This is a genomic window from Methylobacterium sp. Leaf465 (assembly GCF_001424705.1).
Taxonomy (GTDB): Bacteria; Pseudomonadota; Alphaproteobacteria; order Rhizobiales; family Beijerinckiaceae; genus Methylobacterium.
Map to the genome: position 1 here is coordinate 1 of NZ_LMRA01000045.1, position 17,520 is coordinate 17,520.

At 66.4% G+C, this 17,520-nt stretch carries 5 protein-coding genes and 1 pseudogene; all 6 read right to left on the minus strand.

From position 1 onward, the window contains the following. Positions 1 to 17: 17 nt before the first annotated feature. A pseudogene (locus ASG51_RS25405) lies at positions 18 to 1,022 on the minus strand (IS630 family transposase). A 228-nt stretch (positions 1,023 to 1,250) separates the two neighbouring features. Then, the gene (gene glgB, locus ASG51_RS18620; protein ID WP_056382387.1) at positions 1,251 to 3,554 is read right to left on the minus strand and encodes a 1,4-alpha-glucan branching protein GlgB; all 2,304 of its coding nucleotides are present in this window, start codon (positions 3,552 to 3,554) and stop codon (positions 1,251 to 1,253) included. Further along, the gene (treS, locus tag ASG51_RS18625; RefSeq protein ID WP_056382389.1) at positions 3,555 to 6,812 is read right to left on the minus strand and encodes a maltose alpha-D-glucosyltransferase; all 3,258 of its coding nucleotides are present in this window, start codon (positions 6,810 to 6,812) and stop codon (positions 3,555 to 3,557) included. 172 nt (positions 6,813 to 6,984) lie between these two features. Then, the gene (locus ASG51_RS18630; protein WP_056382391.1) at positions 6,985 to 10,365 is read right to left on the minus strand and encodes a maltotransferase domain-containing protein; all 3,381 of its coding nucleotides are present in this window, start codon (positions 10,363 to 10,365) and stop codon (positions 6,985 to 6,987) included. Between the two features lie 169 nt (positions 10,366 to 10,534). After that, positions 10,535 to 15,436 carry a malto-oligosyltrehalose synthase gene (locus tag ASG51_RS18635; RefSeq protein WP_056382395.1) on the minus strand — a complete coding sequence of 1,634 codons (4,902 nt, stop codon included), beginning with the start codon at positions 15,434 to 15,436 and terminating at the stop codon, positions 10,535 to 10,537. After that, positions 15,436 to 17,238, minus strand: a complete 1,803-nt coding sequence (gene treZ, locus ASG51_RS18640; RefSeq protein WP_056382397.1) for a malto-oligosyltrehalose trehalohydrolase — start codon at positions 17,236 to 17,238, stop codon at positions 15,436 to 15,438. Before treZ ends, ASG51_RS18635 begins: the two co-directional genes overlap by 1 nt. Positions 17,239 to 17,520 lie beyond the last annotated feature (282 nt).

Consider the following 17,520-nt stretch of genomic DNA (forward strand, 5'->3'; position numbering starts at 1 on the left):
ATACCAATCCTCACTGATCAGAACGCATGGGCCCATCGGCGCAGTCCGATGGACATGAGGCGCCAGGGTTGGGCGATGATCTTGTTCCAGGCATCGCAGCAGTGATCGAGGATGTCGTCGTAGGATTGGAAGATCCGGTTTCCGATCCAGTTGTCCCGCATGAACTGCCAGAGGTTCTCGACCGGGTTGAGTTCGGGTGAGCGCGCCGGCAGGGACAAGAGGGTGATGTTGTCGGGAACCGGCAGCTTGAGCCACGGTCGCCGAAATCTCTTCGAGATGATGGGCCATCGCTGACGTGGTGCAGCGGGGCATGACCAAGCCTGCCCCGACGCCCCGGGCCGGGCAGATCGCCCCGAAGATGTAGGCCGAGGCCGTGCGCTGGTCCTTGGGGGCCGAGGGTCGCGTTCCGCCCTTGGCCCAGCGTCGGGTCAGGGTGTTCTTCTGGCCGACACGGGCCTCGTCRCAGAACCAGACTTCTACCGGCTTGCCGCCGACAGCCTGCGCGATGTCCGCCAGACGGTCGGGGAAGTCTTTTTAAAAACAGCCGCGGCGCCCGGATCYTGGGCGTGATGGCGCGRGCGGGCCGAGAGCTTGSSGTAGCCCATGGCCCGCAAGACCCGGCTCAAGGTCTGCTCGGAGACCGACACGCCGTGATCCTCGGACRTGATTTGGGCCAGATCGCACAACCGCCACCGCACCACACCGTGTACGGCCGGCGTCGGTCCCTGTTCGACCAGYGCCTTGAGGACATCGCGCTGGTCGGCGTTCAGGCGCGGACGGGCCCCGGGGGCCTTGCCATCGATCAGCCCGTCCGGTCCATCGGCGTTGAAGGCCACGACCCAGTCGCGCACCGTTTGCAGCCCGACCCCGCCGATCTCGGCCGCCTCCGAKCGCAGACCACCCGCGGCGATCACCGACAGCGCCAACAGGCGGCGGGTCTGCGCCGGATCACGCGACCCCTTGRCCAGACCGCGCAAGGCTTGCGCATCGAAGTCCGATCGCAGCGGCACCGGAGCAGCCATCGCATCCTCCTCAGGCTCCAAACCCAGGAATGAATCACGACCGAGATGCCGACGCTACCCCGCGTGAGTCCTGCTCAGCGAGGCTTGGTATNAGGCTTGCGCATCGAAGTCCGATCGCAGCGGCACCGGAGCAGCCATCGCATCCTCCTCAGGCTCCAAACCCAGGAATGAATCACGACCGAGATGCCGACGCTACCCCGCGTGAGTCCTGCTCAGCGAGGCTTGGTATTATCCCTCTCGGAGAAAAATCGTCGTCGCGAGGGGCGGAATCGTCAGGGACACGGAATAGGGCTGGCCGTGGCTCGGCACGGCTTCGGCCTGAACGCCGCCCATGTTGCCGACGTTCGAACCGCCGTAACGCTCCGCATCCGAGTTGATCGCTTCTCGATAGAACCCCTCAGCGGGAACGCCGACCCGGTATCCCTCGCGCGGCACTGGCGTGAAGTTGGACACCACGACCGCAATCTCATTGTGCTCGCGACCTTTCCGGGCCCAGGCGATGACGCTGTTGTCCTGATCGTCCGACACCAGCCACTGGAAGCCACCGGCCTCGGTGTCCCGGCTATGGAGGGCCGGCGTCGCCGTGTAGAGGTGGTTCAGGTCGCGGATCAAATCCTTGACGCCCTGGTGCAGCCCGTCTTCCAACAGGTGCCAGTCGAGGCTTTGGTTGTGGTTCCACTCCTTCTCCTGGCCGAACTCGCAGCCCATGAAAAGCAGCTTCTTTCCAGGATGGCCCCACATGAAGCCGTAGTAGGCGCGAAGGTTCGCGAATTTCTGCCAGCGGTCGCCCGGCATCTTGCCGAGGAGCGAACCCTTCCCATGCACCACCTCGTCGTGGGACAGCGGCAGGATGAAGTTCTCCGAGAAGGCGTAGAGCAGACCGAAGGTCAGGTCGTGGTGGTGGTAGCGCCGGTGGATCGTCTCCTTCGAGACGAAGTTCAGGGTGTCGTGCATCCACCCCATGTTCCACTTGAATCCGAAGCCGAGGCCTCCCGTATAGGTCGGGTGCGAGACGCCCGGCCAGGAGGTGGACTCCTCAGCCACCGTCAGAGTGCCGGGTGCATGGGCGTAGGTTGCCTCGTTGGTCTTGCGCAGGAACTCGATGGCGTCGAGATTCTCGTTGCCACCGTAGCGGTTCGGAATCCACTCGCCCTGACGACGGGAGTAGTCGAGGTAAAGCATCGATGCGACGGCATCCACGCGCAGGCCATCGAGGTGGTAATGCTCGAGCCAGAACCGTGCATTGGCGGCCAGAAAGCTGGATACTTCCGTCCGGCCGAAATTGTAGATGTAGGTGCCCCAATCCTGGTGGAAGCCCTGCCTTGGGTCGGCGTGCTCGTAGAGGTGCGTACCGTCGAACTGGCCCAGGCCGTGTGCATCGAGGGGGAAGTGGCCCGGGACCCAGTCGAGCATGACGCCGATCCCAGCCGCGTGGGCCGCATCCACGAAGGCGGCGAAGTCGTCCGGCGTACCGAAGCGACTCGTCGGCGCGAACAACGACACCGGCTGGTAACCCCATGATCCGTCGAAGGGGTACTCCGTGATCGGCAGCATCTCGATATGGGTGAAGCCCATTTCCTTCACGTAGGGAATCAGGCGTTCACCCAGTTCCTGGTAGGTCAGGTAGCGGTTTCCCTCCTCGGCGACGCGCGCCCAGGAACCGAGATGAACCTCGTAGATCGAGATGGGGATATGGCGCGGGTCCTTCGCCCCACGCGTCGCCATCCACTTCTCGTCGTGCCACGCAGGATCGTTCGTACCCTGGAGAACGGAGGCGGTCTCGGGCGGCTTCTGGGCCGCGAAGGCGACGGGATCGGCCTTGAGGGGCAGAAGCGATCCATCGGCGCCACGGATCTCGTACTTGTAGTGCGCGCCGGCCTTCAGGCCGGGGATGAACAGCTCCCAGATCCCGCCATTCTGCCAGAGCCGCATGGGATGCCGACGGCCATCCCAGTTGTTGAAATCGCCAACGACGCTCACACGGCGGGCATTCGGTGCCCAGACCGCGAAGCGGAACCCATCGATGCCGTCGACGGGGCGATGCTGCGCACCGAGGATGCGGTAGGTGACGTTGCTGCCGACCTCGCGCAGGTTGTCGATGTCCTCCTGGCGCAGGGAGGAGCCGAATCCATAGGGGTCATGGCGCGAGCGCTCCACGCCATCCCAGGTCTCGACGGACAGTTCGTAGAGCGGGCGCCCCTCGCTCGGCAGGCGTGCGATGAAGAAGCCGTCCGGGTGCTTGCGCTCGAATGGGATGCGCCGGCCGCCCACGAGGAGGCTGGCGGATTTTGCCTCGGGCAGGACGGCACGGATCTCCCACTGACCCGGACCGACCTGATGGGGGCCCAGCACCGAGAACGGATCGCCATGGTTCGCCGCCATGATGGCGGCGATCGCGTCCGGGTGGAGAGAACCGGTCTCGGGCGCCGCCGCCTGCGGCGCCCGGGTGGCAACGGGCGCAACGTCCGCCGATTTGGAGGTGCCGGACGCTTGGCCCGTCCTGCTCGCGAACGTCTCGTCGATGCCCATCATTCAAACGCCTTTCTTGATCTCGTCCAGAATGTTGAGAACCCCACGGGCGGGGATTTCGATCCAGTCCGGACGGTTGTTGGCTTCGTAATCGACCTCGTAGAGCGCCTTCGTCAGCAGGGAGAGTTTGAGGAGGCGGCTCTCGGTCTCGGGATCGGTCACCGCGGCCCGGCTCACCGAGACGGCCTCGCGGTAACCGTCGAGGAAGGCGGCATCGATCATGCCGCGCCAGGCGATCGAGGCCCGACGGGCCCGCTCCTCGGAATCCGAGAAGCGGGCTGCGATTCCGCGAGTCACGGTCTCGGCGCCATACGCGAAGGAGCGCAGCATGCCGGCGACGTCGCGCAGGGGCGTCGATTTGATCCGGCGCTCGTCGGCCGGCCGCGAAGGTTCGCCCTCGAAGTCGACGATGATGAGATCGGCCTCGGCCGCCAGCACCTGCCCGAGGTGATAGTCACCGTGGATGCGGGTCTTCATGGCGCCCTGAGGTGCCTTGGCGGTGAGGGTCTCGATCGCCGCCTCGACCTCGTGGCGGCGACCCGCCAATTCGGTGCTCGCCGCGTTGGAGGCGCGGCCCGCGAGGCCGTCGAGACCGCGGAAGGCCCGCTCCGCCTGGCGGCGGGTGTCATCGCCGAGGGCGTAGAGGTCGGCGTGGTCGAAGGGCTCGGCCGCGAAGGCCGGGTCGTCGGTCTCGACCGCGAACGCGTTGTGCATCTCGGCCGTGCGGCGACCGAGCAGGATTGCCCAGCGCAGATGTGTCTCGAAGGCCTCGGCCGGGGACGGAGCTTCGCTCTCCGGAGCCAGCACTACGGTATCGAAGTCGCGGCGCAGGCCTTCCAGCATGAGCGTCCAGGCGTCGCCCTGGTTCGGCACGAATTTCTGCAGCACTGCGAGCGCCGTGCGGGTACCCCTTGCGTCGACGTGCTCGAGAACGCCGAGGAGCGCCGGCGTGTTATGGAAATGCGCGGTCTCGGTGAGGAAGCGACCGACCTCGATCTCCGGATGGATTCCGGTCTGCAGGCGGCGCAGCAGCTTGAGCATCATCTTCGATCCGATGGCGATCGAGGTGTTGCTCTGCTCGGCGTTGAGCGACCGGACTTCGCCGGCCTCGACGGTGACGTTGCTCTCGAAGGCGGAGGTGGTCGAGAACACGAGGCGCCCGGTCTCGGTGGGGATCTCGCGACCCTCGCGCATGCTCTCGATCATCGCGACCGCGAAGCTCGGCGAAGCCGCCGCGCCTAGCAGCAGGCCGGTGCGCGGACCGCGGCGTACGCGGGCCACGGCGTGCTGAAGCATCGCCTCGTCCTCGCGGCCCTCATCGACGGCCACCGGTACAAAGTAGTCCTGCCGCTCGCCGGTGGAGAGGTGGACCGCGACGCGGGGCAGAAGAAACTTCGCCTCGCCGGTGCTGTCCTTAAGCGCCGCGCTGTCGGTGACCTGCACCGACTTGATGCGCGAGCCCTTGGCGGCGAACCAACGGCGGGTGGCGATGAAGCGCGGAGCGACGGTCCGTTCGAACGCCGTGCGCTCGCGCCCGGCCATCAGGGTCTCGATGCCGCCGGTGAGGACGAGGGTGAAGAGTTCCGGCAGTTCCGGCTGCGGGCCGATGCTCCCGGCGTTGGCCGCGCTGAGGGAGAACCAGTAGAAGCCGTAGGACGGCAGGGTGAGCAGATAGGGTAGTTCGCCGATGGCCGGGAACTCCGAACCGCCGGTCAACTCGATCGGCACAGCGCTGCGGAGTTCCGACAGGTCGAGCTGCACCGCCTGCGGCGCCCGCGACAGGTTGGCGACGCAGAGGACGCGCTCGCCCTCGAACTCGCGAATCCAGGCCAGGACCTTGCGGTTCGAGGGATACAGGAACTGCATGCCGCCGCGGCCCAAAGCCACCGAATTGTTGCGGATCGCGATCATCCGACGCGTCCAGTTCAGCAGGCTGGTCTGCGACTGGGTCTGTGCCTCGACGTTGATCGCGTCGAAGCCGTAGATCGGGTCCTGCACGGAAGGCAGGAACAGCTTCTGCGGGTTCGCCCGCGAGAAGCCGCCGTTGCGGTCCGGCGACCACTGCATGGGCGTGCGCACGCCGTCGCGGTCACCGAGGTAGATGTTGTCGCCCATGCCGATCTCGTCGCCGTAATAGAGCACCGGCGTACCGGGCATCGACAGGACGAGGGACTTCATCAGCTCGATCTTGCGGCGGTCGTTCTCCAGCAAGGGTGCAAGGCGGCGCCGGATGCCGAGGTTGATGCGGGCGCGGCGCTCAGCGGCGTAGAACGACCAGAGGTAGTCGCGCTCTTCGGCCGTGACCATTTCGAGGGTCAGCTCGTCGTGGTTTCGCAGGAAGATCGCCCACTGACAGCCCTCGGGGATCTCCGGCGTCTGGCGCATGATGTCTGTGATCGGATGCCGGTCCTCCCGGGCGATCGCCATGTACATGCGCGGCATCAGCGGAAAGTGGAATGCCATGTGGCACTCGTCGCCGTCGCCGAAATACTGCGCGGTCTCCTCGGGCCACTGGTTGGCCTCGGCGAGCAGCATGCGGTCGGGATAGCTCGCGTCGAGCGCGGTGCGGATGGCCTTGATGACCGTGTGGGTCTCGGGAAGGTTCTCGCAGTTCGTGCCATCCCGCTCGATCAGGTAGGGGATCGCGTCGAGGCGCAGGCCGTCCACGCCCATGTCCAGCCAGTAGCGCATGACCTCGATGACCGCCTCGAGCACAGCCGGGTTGTCGAAGTTCAGGTCCGGCTGGTGGCTGTAGAAGCGGTGCCAGAAGTACTGCTTCGCGACCGGGTCCCAGGTCCAGTTCGAGACCTCGGTGTCGAGGAAGATGATGCGCGTGTCCGAGTACGGCGTGTCGGTGTCCGACCAGACGTAGAAGTCGCGCTCCGGCGAACCGGCCGGCGCCTCGCGGGCCCGCTGGAACCAGGGGTGCTGGTCCGAGGTGTGGTTGATGACGAGCTCGGTGATCACCCGCAGGCCGCGCTCGTGCGCGGCGTCCACGAACTTCCGGAACTCCTCCATCGTCCCGTAGGAGGGATTCACCTCGCGATAGTCGCCAATGTCGTAACCGTCATCGCGCAGGGGCGACGGATAGAACGGCATCAGCCAGATGGCCGTGACACCGAGGTCGCGGACATAGTCGAGCTTCTGCGTCAGGCCCTCGAAATCGCCGATCCCGTCGTTGTTGGAGTCGAAGAACGACTTGACGTGGATCTGGTAGATGATGGCGTCACGGTACCATTGCGGATCGCTGCGATCGATCATCGCGTCGTTGCCTCATGCGTCGAGTTCAAGGGCGTGTCCGGGGCATCCGCACCACTCTCAGCGGTGAGACTGGCGAGCGCGGCGTCCATCGGCGGGGTAGGCGCCGACAATCGGGCGACACGACGACGGCCCGCCTGGGCCGCCGGGTTTTTTGCTGACACGGGCACGCGGCTTACGCAACCCGGCTCGGGGCGCGAAGGCGCCAGATCACCGCCGAGCGCTCTGCGGGATCGAGAGCGATCCGGTGCGATTTCCCACGCAGCGCGAACTTGTAGCCGAGGAGCAGATCCTCGACCTCGACCGCGCCGTCATCGGGCTGTCCGAGCAGCCAGAGCGGCACCTCGTAGGTGCATTCCTGACGGTTGCGCGGGTCGAGGTTGACCAGCACGAAGATGCAGTTGTCCCCGTCCGGCGTCACCTTGGCGTAGCCGATGATCTGCTCGTTGTAGGCGCCGGTGAAGACGACGTTGCGGAAGTCCCATAGGGCCGGGTTGTCGCGCCGGATCTGATTCAGCTTGATGATGTGGTCGCGGATGTTGCCGGGGCGGTGGTAGTCCCAGGCCTTCAGCTCGTACTTCTCGGAGTTGAGGTATTCCTCCTTGCCTGGGTAGGGCTCGGCCTCGCACATCTCGAAGCCGTTGTAGATGCCCCAGACGCTCGACAGCGTGGCGGCGAGGGTCGCACGCACGACGAAGCCCGCCCGTCCACTGGTCTGCAGGTAGATCGGATTGATGTCCGGCGTGTTGGCAAAGAAGTTAGGGCGATAATATTCGCCCATCTCTCCGGCTAGCTCGGTCGAATAAGCAATCAGATCCTGCTTGGTGTCGCGCCAGGTGAAGTAAGTGTAGCTCTGCTGATAGCCGGCCTTGGCAAGCTTCTTCATCATCTTCGGCCGGGTGAAGGCCTCCGCGAGGAAAATCACGTCCGGGTAGCGGGCATTCACCTCGGCGATCATCCACTCCCAGAACGGGATCGGCTTCGTATGCGGGTTGTCGACGCGGAAGATCCGGGCGCCGAGCTCGGCCCAGCCCATGACGATGTCGCGCAGCTCGATCCAAAGGGACGGCAGCGCGCCGCCGTAGAAGTGGACGTTGGAGATGTCCTCGTACTTCTTGGGCGGATTCTCGGCGAACTTCAGCGTGCCGTCGGGGCGCCACTCGAACCATTCGGGGTGGTTCTTGATCCAGGGATGGTCGGGCGAGCACTGGATCGCAAAGTCGAGGGCGATCTCCATCCCGTAGGCGTGGCTCGCCGCCACGAGGCGGCGGAAGTCGTCGAGGGTGCCGAGATCCGGGTGCACGGCCTCGTGCCCGCCCTCTTCGGAGCCGACCGCGTAGACCGAGCCCACATCCCCGGGCAGGGCCTTGAGGGTGTTGTTCTTGCCCTTGCGGTTGGTCTTTCCGACGGGGTGTATCGGCGTGAAGTACAGCACGTCGAAGCCGAGTTCGCGGATCTCCGGCAAGCGTCGGATCACGTCGTCGAAAGTGCCATGGCGGTCGACGTCCATCGACTGGGAGCGCGGGAAAATTTCGTACCAAGCCGAGAATCGGGCGGCGAGACGGTCGGCGATCACCGGCACCTTCACCGGATAGCGCGAGAGGTTGTTGCGCGGGGCATGCCGACGGATCAGGTGCGCGTTGGCGGGCGCAAGCATGAGGTCGAGCTGCGCCGACGAGCCAGTCGGCTGCGCCGCGAGTTCGCGCACGAGCGCCTTCAGTCGGTCGCCGTCCGGGCCCTCGGCGTTCTCCACCGCGCCCATCACGAAGTCCACGCCCTCGATGGTCTCCAGACGGACGTCGACCCCGGCGTCGCGCTTCTTCAAGGTGTCGCGGACCCAGGACGAATAGCCATCGCGCCAGGCCTGGATCGTAAACTCGTAGCGGGCGTTGCGAAGGAGCGGGAAGTGGCCGCCCCAGCGATCGTTGTCCACGAAGACCATGCGGTCGGCCCGCCATTCGGTCTCGCCGACCACCCGCGAGAGAATCTCGGCGTCGATGATCTCGTGGCCGTCGCTGAAGATGTCGGCGGTGACGTGGACGCTCTCGCCGACGACGCGTTTGACCGCCGACCGACCGCCGTCGAGTTCCGGCATCACTGCCTCGATCACCACCCGTCCCTCACCGGTGGGCGTGCTCGGCTCCGGCTCAACCTGTACGTCCGCGCGCTCCGCGGCGAGAATGCGGACTTCTCCCGACGCCAGAGTCAGGGCGACGCCCGGGCGTAAATCGATGGGCTCCGCCTCAGGGGTCCGATCGACGAAATCGCCGAGCATGCCACCGGTCCGGGCCAGAAGGACACCGGGCTCCACTGGCACCGGAGCCTCCGTCGGATTGTACAGGACAAGCGTGGCGCTGCGCGCGGAGGCGCCATGTCCGGTGTCGAAGCGCAGCAGAGCCGCATAGGGCGCGTCCGGCGAGGAGATGCGCGCCTGGGCGCCCTCGACGTTGGCAGCCGGAAGTTCGGCCCGCAGTGCGTTGATCGCTGCGATCGAAGCCGAGATGTCGATTCCGGTGTTCGATTCCCGCGCTTCCGGCGTCGTGTCGACCACATGCAGGGCACGCTGGTAGCCCCATTCGTACCCGATCGGCATCAGCACACCGGCCGAGAAGAACGCCGACAGCGCATAGCGTGCCGTGAGATGACGGGCGATGGCCGCCGCGTCGCCGTCGAGGTCAGCCGCCAAGCGGGCCATGTCGTGGTTCTCGGGGAAAGCGATCGAGGGCGCGATGACGCGCAGGCGCTCGTACTGGTCCAACGCCCAGGATGCCTTCAAGTCCCACCAGGCGAAACTGTTGAAGAGGTAATCGAACCCGGCGCCGGCGGTGGATTGCGCCTCCTCGAAGGTGCAGCCGAGTGTCTCGGCCGCGAACAGGCAATCCGGCTCCAGCGCCTTGGCAGCACCGATGAGGTCGCGCCACACCGTAGCCGGGACCTTGTAGGCGGCGTCGCAACGGAAGCCCTGGACGCCGAGATCCTGCAGCCGATTGACGTAGCCCGACCAGAAGGCGGTGAGTTCGCGACGCGAACCGTCCGAATGATAGTCGAGTTCGGCAAGATCGCCCCAGACCGTGCGTATCGACGGATCGTCGGGGTCGACCGCGTAGGGGCTCTCGATCTGGCCTTCGGCATCCCGCACGAACAGGTCCGCACGCTGGCTGGCAAGGGGGCCATCCATCGCGGTATGGTTGATCACGAGGTCCGTCATCACGCTGAGACCGTGCGCCGCAGCAGCGGCGCAGAACCGACGGATCTGCTCGTCGTCCGAAGTTCCGTCCTGGTCGCGGAAGCGCTCGTCCAGACGGTCCGGATCGGCCACGGCGTAGAGGCTGCGCGACCCACCGGTCTGGTGGAAGGGATTGAGATAGACCCAGTTGAAACCGAGGGCGGCGATCCGAGGCAGTTCGGCGGTCCAGGCGGACACCCGGCCGACGAGAAGCGGGAAGAGGTTGTAGATGCGGGGCCCCTCGGCCCGGGGCGCGAGGGCGGCGGGAAGCGGCACCTGACCGGCGGCGGTCCGCTGGGCGGCGGTCGTTGCGGGACTGGGTGCGTTCATGCGTGCTCCATTTCGTCTCTGCGTGCACGGCTCTGGACCCCGGCAGGGACCGCTTGAACCGGCGAGCGGCTGTCCCAAGAAGGCGAAGCCGTGACGGGGAAGGCCGATCCCTCCCCCGTGTCGATCGTGTCGGTGCGCCCTCGCCATGCGAGACGCGTTCGACGCGCCGTCAGCGGATCCGCTTCAAGACGGCATAGGGCAGACGCGCGAAGGCCCGTCCGAGTTCGATCCGGCCATCCTCGGCAGCAATCTCGTCGCCGGTGACGAGATCGATCCAGGCCGAGGCCGGCGTCACCGCCACGCCCGTGCCCGCAAAAGCCTCACTCGACCAGAGGTCCTCGCCGACGAGGCCCGAGACAAGGCGCGGGACCGCCACGACGAGATCGCCTTCGCCCGTCGTCGCATCGGACCGTGTGAATGCGATGACATGCTCCGCCTGCGGACCGGACGCCGGAAGTGCCTGATAATCGGCGTCGGCGTAGAAGCTCGGGCGAGCGGCGCGATCGGCCAGAAGTCTGGCAAGAGTCGCCTGCTTGACGCGCCCGTCCGTCCAGTGTGCCAGCAGGTCGGCGGCGGGCAGGCCCTCCTCGAGCGCACGGGCCAGGGCCGGATAGTTCACGGGGCGCCGGTTGTCGGGATCGACGAACGAGAAATCCCAGAACTCGGTCCCCTGGTACGTGTCGGGCAGGCCCGGTAGGGTCGCCTTCAGCACGGTTCGGCCAAGACCGGCAATTATGCCGAGATGGGCAAGGCGCTTCGCGAAGGGGCGCAGCTGAGCCAGGAACGCCGACCCCGGCGCGATGAGCTGAGCGAAGAGGGCGTGGACCGCGCCCTCGTAGTCCTCGTCGACGTTGACCCAGCTCGACCGGCGCTTCGATTCACGCAGGGCCTTCTCGGCATAGGCGTCGAGGCGATGACGGAAATCCTCGATCGCCACGGGATCGTCCGTGTCCAAAAGCTCCAGCGGCCACGCACCGAGGATGGCCTGGAAGAACATCCACTGGTCGTTGGCGTCCGGCACCGGCTCCTTGTCGATTACCGTCAGGTGAGGCTGGGCGAGGTTCGTCCAGGCCTCCCACGCGGCGGCCCAATCCTGCGGGATTTCCGACAGGGCGAGCAGGCGGGAGCGGGCATCCTCACCGCGCTTGGTGTCGTGGGTCGCGGTTGTGATCATCGCGTTCGGCCAGTCGCGCGCCCGCGCCGCCTGGAGCGCATGGAAGTGCTCCGCGTCAAGGCCGTACTCGCCCGGATCGCCACCGACCTCGTTGAGGGCGAGGAGCTCCGCGAAACGGTAGAACAGCGTATCCTCAAGGCTCTTGGCCATCACCGGGCCAGTGAGCTGCTGGAAGCGGCGGCGGAAACGCAGGATCACCTCCGGGTCCGGCCTGCCCGGGCCCATCACGTCGATGCGGCCGAGCATGGCGTCGGCGGCGAAGTCGTGCACGGAGCGGTCCGGCAGCGCGCTCCAGCGCTTGGCCTTCTTCACCGCCGTCTCGATGAGGTGGATATCCTCGTCCTCGACATCGCTCTCGTCGAGGTCGCCCGGCAGGTAGCTGCGATAGGTCGGGAAGCGGGCGATGGTCTCGATGAGCGCCCGCCGGATGGCGTTCACCGAGAAGTCACGCGTCCGCCGGTCGGCATCTGCCACCGCCTTGAGGTCGGAGGTCATCACCTCGAGCTCGGAGGCGAAGCTGATCTCAAGGATCTCGGCCTTGGCGGCACGAAGCATGAACTTGTAGGGCTCGTCGAACTGCGTTCGGCTCTCGTAGAGCTTGCGGATCTCCGCGCGCTTACCCTTATCGACGAGAATACCGTCGAGCTGGTTCAGGACGTCGTAGCCGGTGGTGCCCGCCACGGGCCAGGGCCGCAGGCGCTCGCCGGGTTCGAGGATCTTCTCCACCACCACGTAGAAGCCCGGGCCGATGGCGGCCTGAAGAGCGCGCGCGTAGCCAAGGGGATCTGCGAGCCCGTCGATGTGGTCGATGCGCAGCCCATCGATCCGCCCGGCCGCGATGTGGTGGAAGATCGTCTCGTGCGATCGCCGGAACACGTCTGACTTCTCGACGCGCAGGCCGGCGAGGCCGTTCACGTCGAAGAACCGGCGATAGTTGATGTCGCTCGCGGCGATCCGCCAATGGGCGAGGCGGTAGGATTGCTGCTCCAGCAGGCGGTGCAGCGGGCCGAAGCTGTCGGGGTGCCCCTTTGCGCCGTTGAGAAGCTTCAGCGTGCGGCCGATCGCGGCCGCGATGGCTGGCGAGGCCTCAACGGCCTCCACGAGGCGATCCTTCAATTCCTCGGCCTCCGCCGGGAAGGTGCGACGGCGCTCGTCGGTCGTTTCCTCGCCCATGAGGCGCAAGCGCTCGGAGATGCCTAAGACTTCCAGGGCAGCTGCGTCCTCGATGTCGCCGAGGGCCGCAAGCGAGCGGTTCAGGATCGTCGGATACTGCAACGGGCAGATCGGGAATTCGTGCTCGTAGTGCCAGATGCTAAAGGCCCCCTTCTCCGGGTCGAACTTCAGCGCCAAAGTCCCCTTTTCCAGGGCCTCGCCGTAGCGGTCGCCGAGGAAGGGCACCACGAGCTTGTTCTTGGCGCCGAGCCGTGACCAGTCGATGTCGAAGGCCTCGGCCGAGGGGGAGAGGCCTCCCCATTCAAGCACGGAGAGCCACCAGGGATTGTCGGCGCCGCCCACGCCCATATGGTTCGGGACGATGTCGAGGAGGAGCTTGAGTCCGGCACCGTGCAGCGCGTCCGAGAAGCGGACGAAGTCCTCCTCGCCGCCGAGCTCCGGGTTGATGGTGGAGTGGTCGACGATGTCGTAGCCGTGCGTCGAGCCAGGCCGGGCCTTCTGGATCGGCGAGGCGTAAACGTGGCTGATGCCGAGCTTGGCAAGGTAGGGGACGATCTTCTCCGCATCCGCGAAGGTGAAATCCTTGTGGAACTGAAGGCGGTAGGTCGATCGGGGGGGAGCCGATGCGAGGCGCGCGGCGCCCGAGCGCGGCCCGCGATCCTCGGCGGCAAGGGAGGCGGCGAGCTTAGCGAGCGGCCCCCCTGAGGCGGCGATGCTCTCCAGGGTGCGATCGAGCTTACGCCGCCAGTTCGGATAGCCTTCCGTCGAGCCCGGGACGTTGGCTTGGGACAGCTCGGACACGACGTCTTCGTACTGGACCGCCGTCAGCATGGACGGCGCGCGCCCAAGATAACGGGCAGCAGCTTCGAACGGCGCGGCTTCGGGCGGATCATAGCTCGGCAGCAGCTGTTCAGCAGCGAGCGCCTCGGTGAGGCGGGCGCGCTCCTCGACGCGCTCGCGTCGCTCCGCATCGGCCCGCTCGGAATCGTAGAGTCCCAGCGCCTGACGTGTGTCGGTGTCGACGCCCCGCCACCATCCGACGAACGTCGGCAGGTCGTGCGTGGTGATGGCCGTGAGGGCATCGCGGGGATAGGCTGCCGGGGGCTTGAAGCGGGCGCCCTGCTCGCGCTCGAAGGCGAGGATCCGGTAGCTCAGGATGCCGGCCTGCATCAGGGCGTCTGAGAAGCCCTCCGGCGCAGTGCCAAGATCTTCCGCGATCACGAGGCACTTGGCGCGGTGGCTTTCCAGGCGCAGGACCGCGAGCATCGGCTCGAAAGGCATCGCGACGTAAGCCCCCTCCTTGGCAGATCGGCCGACCGGGATCAGGAACAGGCGCGCGAGCTGGAAGGCGTGGTCGATCCGGATCGCGCCGGCGTGGCGCATGTTCGCCACCACCAGGGCGCGGAAGGCCGCGAGCCCGTCGCGCTCCATCTCCAGGGGATGGAAGGCTGGCAGGCCCCAATCCTGACCCTTCGGCGCCAGAAGGTCCGGCGGTGCCCCGATGGAGACGCCGTTCGCGAACCGCTCGGGATGCGACCAGATCTCCGAGCCGCCGCGGTCGGCGCCGACGGCGAGATCGCGGTAGAGCCCGAGACGCATGCCGGTGGCGAGCGCGGTGTTGGATGCGTCCTCCAGTTGGCGATCCGCAAGGTACTGCAGCCAGATGTGGTAGGTCACGGTCTCGGCGTGGGCCTCGGCGAAGGCGCGCACGGCGGGCGTCCCGTTGCGGCGCATCTCTTCCGGCCAGTCACCGAGCCACTGGGCGCCCTGTGCCTGATAATGCTCGGCGAGCGCCTCGAAGGTGCCGTGGGCTTCGAGATCCGGGCCGCCGGCGGCCCGGAAGGCGATAAAGCCCGCGTCCATCCCGTCGCGCGCCGCGGATTCCTGCCAGAGGGCCTGAAGCACCGGCGAGAGCACGGCCCAGATGCCAGCATGCTCGACGAGCTTGGCCTCGCGCAGGCTCTCCACGCGATCCGCCATGGAGGCGAGGAGAGCGGCCGCCTTCGAGCCGACGAAGCCCGGCAGGACACCGGGCTCGATGAACAGGGTCTCGAGAAAGAGCCGTGACGACGGCGAGTAGGGCGAGATCTTTGTGCGGTCGGTGGCGAACAGCGCGTGGACGGGGCTGAGGCCCAGGAAGGACGCACCGCGCAGGCCCGCAGCCCTCGCTGCCCGCCCCGCATCGGCGTAAGAGCCGATCCCGAGGTTGTCGGGTGAGCGCAGGCCATAGAGTTGTGCCGCGAGCCCCCAATCGCGGGCTCCCTCATCGGCGTAGGCCCGCGGGCGCCAACAGCGCTGCGGCGCCGAGATCACCCAAGCATCCGAGCGATGCTCACCAAGCGCGACGGAAAGGCGGTGATAGCCGGGAGTAAGTGGCGGCAACTCGAAGCTGGAGCCCGTGACCGCGACACGACCCTCGCGGTGATGTCCACGCTCGTCGACCAGACGCCAGGACAAGGTCCCGCCGGCGCCTGCCACCTGGATCGGGACACTCGTGGCGCGGCGGGCCTCGGCTGGCAGCAGCGGCGGGATCAACCCGCTCCGCACGGCCGAGACTTCGGAGAGGCTCGCGGCGATATCCGCATCGGTCTCGGCGGGATAGCCGAGGGCGGTGATCATCCCGCGCCGGACGTCAAGAGCGGTCTCCACCGGCTGCCCGAAGGCGTCGGTGTAGCCGGCGGCGACGCCAAGGAGGTCGGCGAGGCGTTCGAGGTCGCGGCTCATCAGTTCACACCCGTCAGGAAAACACCCGTCCAAGACGGAAGTACGATCGATCCGTTGCCCGACCCGCTCGACCAGATGACCTGACCGCTCCCACGCTCGACGGTAAAATCCTCGCTGCCGACATTGGCCACGAAGCGAAGCCAGCCGCCCGCGTAGGTCCAGGTGCAGTCAACGATGTCGGGCCGCGGGAGGGTCGTCTTCGCGCCGAGGTAGCGGTTCTTCGTCAGCGGCACCACGCTCTGATGACGGATCTGAAGCAGGTTGCGCGTATCGGCGAGCACCGCGCGGTGCGGCGCATCCGAGCGCTCGGACCAGTCGATCCGCGAATCCGTAAACGTATTCGCTTCGGTGGGGTCTGGGATCACCGACGTGTCGTCGGCGAAGGCGGCGAAGCTCTTGAACTCCCGGCGGCGGCCCTCACGAACGGCCTTGTTCAATTCCCCGTCCGGCGCGAAATCGACGAAAAACAGGAACGGCGCGGTCGCCGACCACTCCTCGCCCATCCACAGCATCGGGATCTGCGGGCTCAGGATCAGCCCGGCCCGGGCAAGCGCAAGCTTCTGCGGATCGCAGAGGTCGCTCAGTCGCTCACCCAACGCCCGGTTTCCGACCTGATCGTGGTTCTGCAGGAAGGTGACGAAGGCCGAGGGCGGCAGGTGCGCTGAAGGCTCGCCGCGCGGATGGTTGTCGAGGGTCGGGAACGACTCGCCCTGATAGGCGAAGCCTTCCGACAGGCAGCGAGCCAGATGCTCAACCGGCTTGTCGGCGAAGTTAGCATAGTATCCGGCATCCTCGCCGGTCAGCAGCACATGCCAGCAATGATGCAGATCGTCGGCCCATTGTGCGTTGTGCTGGATCGCCTCACCCTGCGGATCGCGCTCAAGCCAGCGGGCTTGGTTCGCTTCGTTCTCGAGAACAAGGTGAATGTGGCGGCCGGGCAGCCTTGCGCGGATCGTCTCAGCGAGTTCTCCAATGAAGTGCTTCTCGGAATCGTCGAGAATCGCATGGACCGCGTCGAAGCGCAGACCGTCGAAATGAAACTCCTCGAGCCAGTACAGGGAATTCTCGATGAAAAAGTCGCGGACAACGCGTCCGCTGGTCTCGCCGTCGAAATTGATTCCGGCGCCCCAGGGCGTCTGGTGTCGTTCGGTGAAGAAGGTCTTGGCGTAAGCGTTGAGGTAATTCCCAGCCGGGCCGAAATGGTTGTAGACGGCGTCGAGGAATACCATCAACCCGAGGGCGTGCGCCTTGTCGATGAGGCGCTTCAGGTCGTCCGGTCGGCCGTAGACGCTGTCCGGCGCGTAGGGCAGCACCCCGTCGTAGCCCCAGTTGCGGGTGCCCTTGAAGTCGGCCAGCGGCAATAGTTCGATGGCCGTGACGCCGAGGTCGCGCAGATCCTCGAGCTTGCCCTCCAGCGCCGCGTAGGTGCCTTGCGGCGTTGCCGTCCCGACATGGAGTTCGTAGAGCACGACCTCCTCCCAGGGGCGTCCGGTCCAGGCACTGTCGGTCCAATCGTAGGCGCGCGGATCGATCACCTCGCTGAAGCCGGAGACGTCGTCGGGCTGAAACCGCGATGCCGGATCCGGTACGACGAGATCGCCGTCGATGCGATAGCCGTAGCGCGCACCACCGCCGGCGTTCGGAACCGTGAGCCGGCGCCAGCCTGCACCGGCTTCCGGCATCGGATGGTCGGCCCCGTCGAGGACCAGGCTCACTTCCTGGGCCGTCGGCGCCCAGAAGGCGAAGCGAACCCCGTCCTTCGTCACTTCGCTGCCGAAAGCCATGCTGTGGGCGCGCTGCATCAAGCCACCATCTTCCGTCTCTCGCACGCTTCGGGGGACATGAGCGTCCGTCGCACCTTGCAGAAGCCGGCGCGCACCGTGTTGTTCCCTGCGGGATCACCGTCGAGGTAAGGCGTGGCTCGGGAGCGACAACCACCGGCCGAAAGAGTTTTGTGCACCGCACCGGCTTCTCGGCGTCAATACGGGCACGGTCCGACATTTGCCTTATGCGCGACGGACACGCTCGCCCCTGCTCTTAGATCCGAAATGAAAGAAACTGTTGCAGTCCTGGTCCTGGAGAGG

Coding starts and splice junctions, on each gene's coding strand:
- treZ (WP_056382397.1), bottom strand. CDS start 17,238: ATGCAGCGCGCCCACAGCATGGCTTTCGGCAGCGAAGTGACGAAGGAC.
- ASG51_RS18635 (WP_056382395.1), bottom strand. CDS start 15,436: ATGAGCCGCGACCTCGAACGCCTCGCCGACCTCCTTGGCGTCGCCGCC.
- treS (WP_056382389.1), bottom strand. CDS start 6,812: ATGATCGATCGCAGCGATCCGCAATGGTACCGTGACGCCATCATCTAC.
- ASG51_RS18630 (WP_056382391.1), bottom strand. CDS start 10,365: ATGAACGCACCCAGTCCCGCAACGACCGCCGCCCAGCGGACCGCCGCC.
- glgB (WP_056382387.1), bottom strand. CDS start 3,554: ATGATGGGCATCGACGAGACGTTCGCGAGCAGGACGGGCCAAGCGTCC.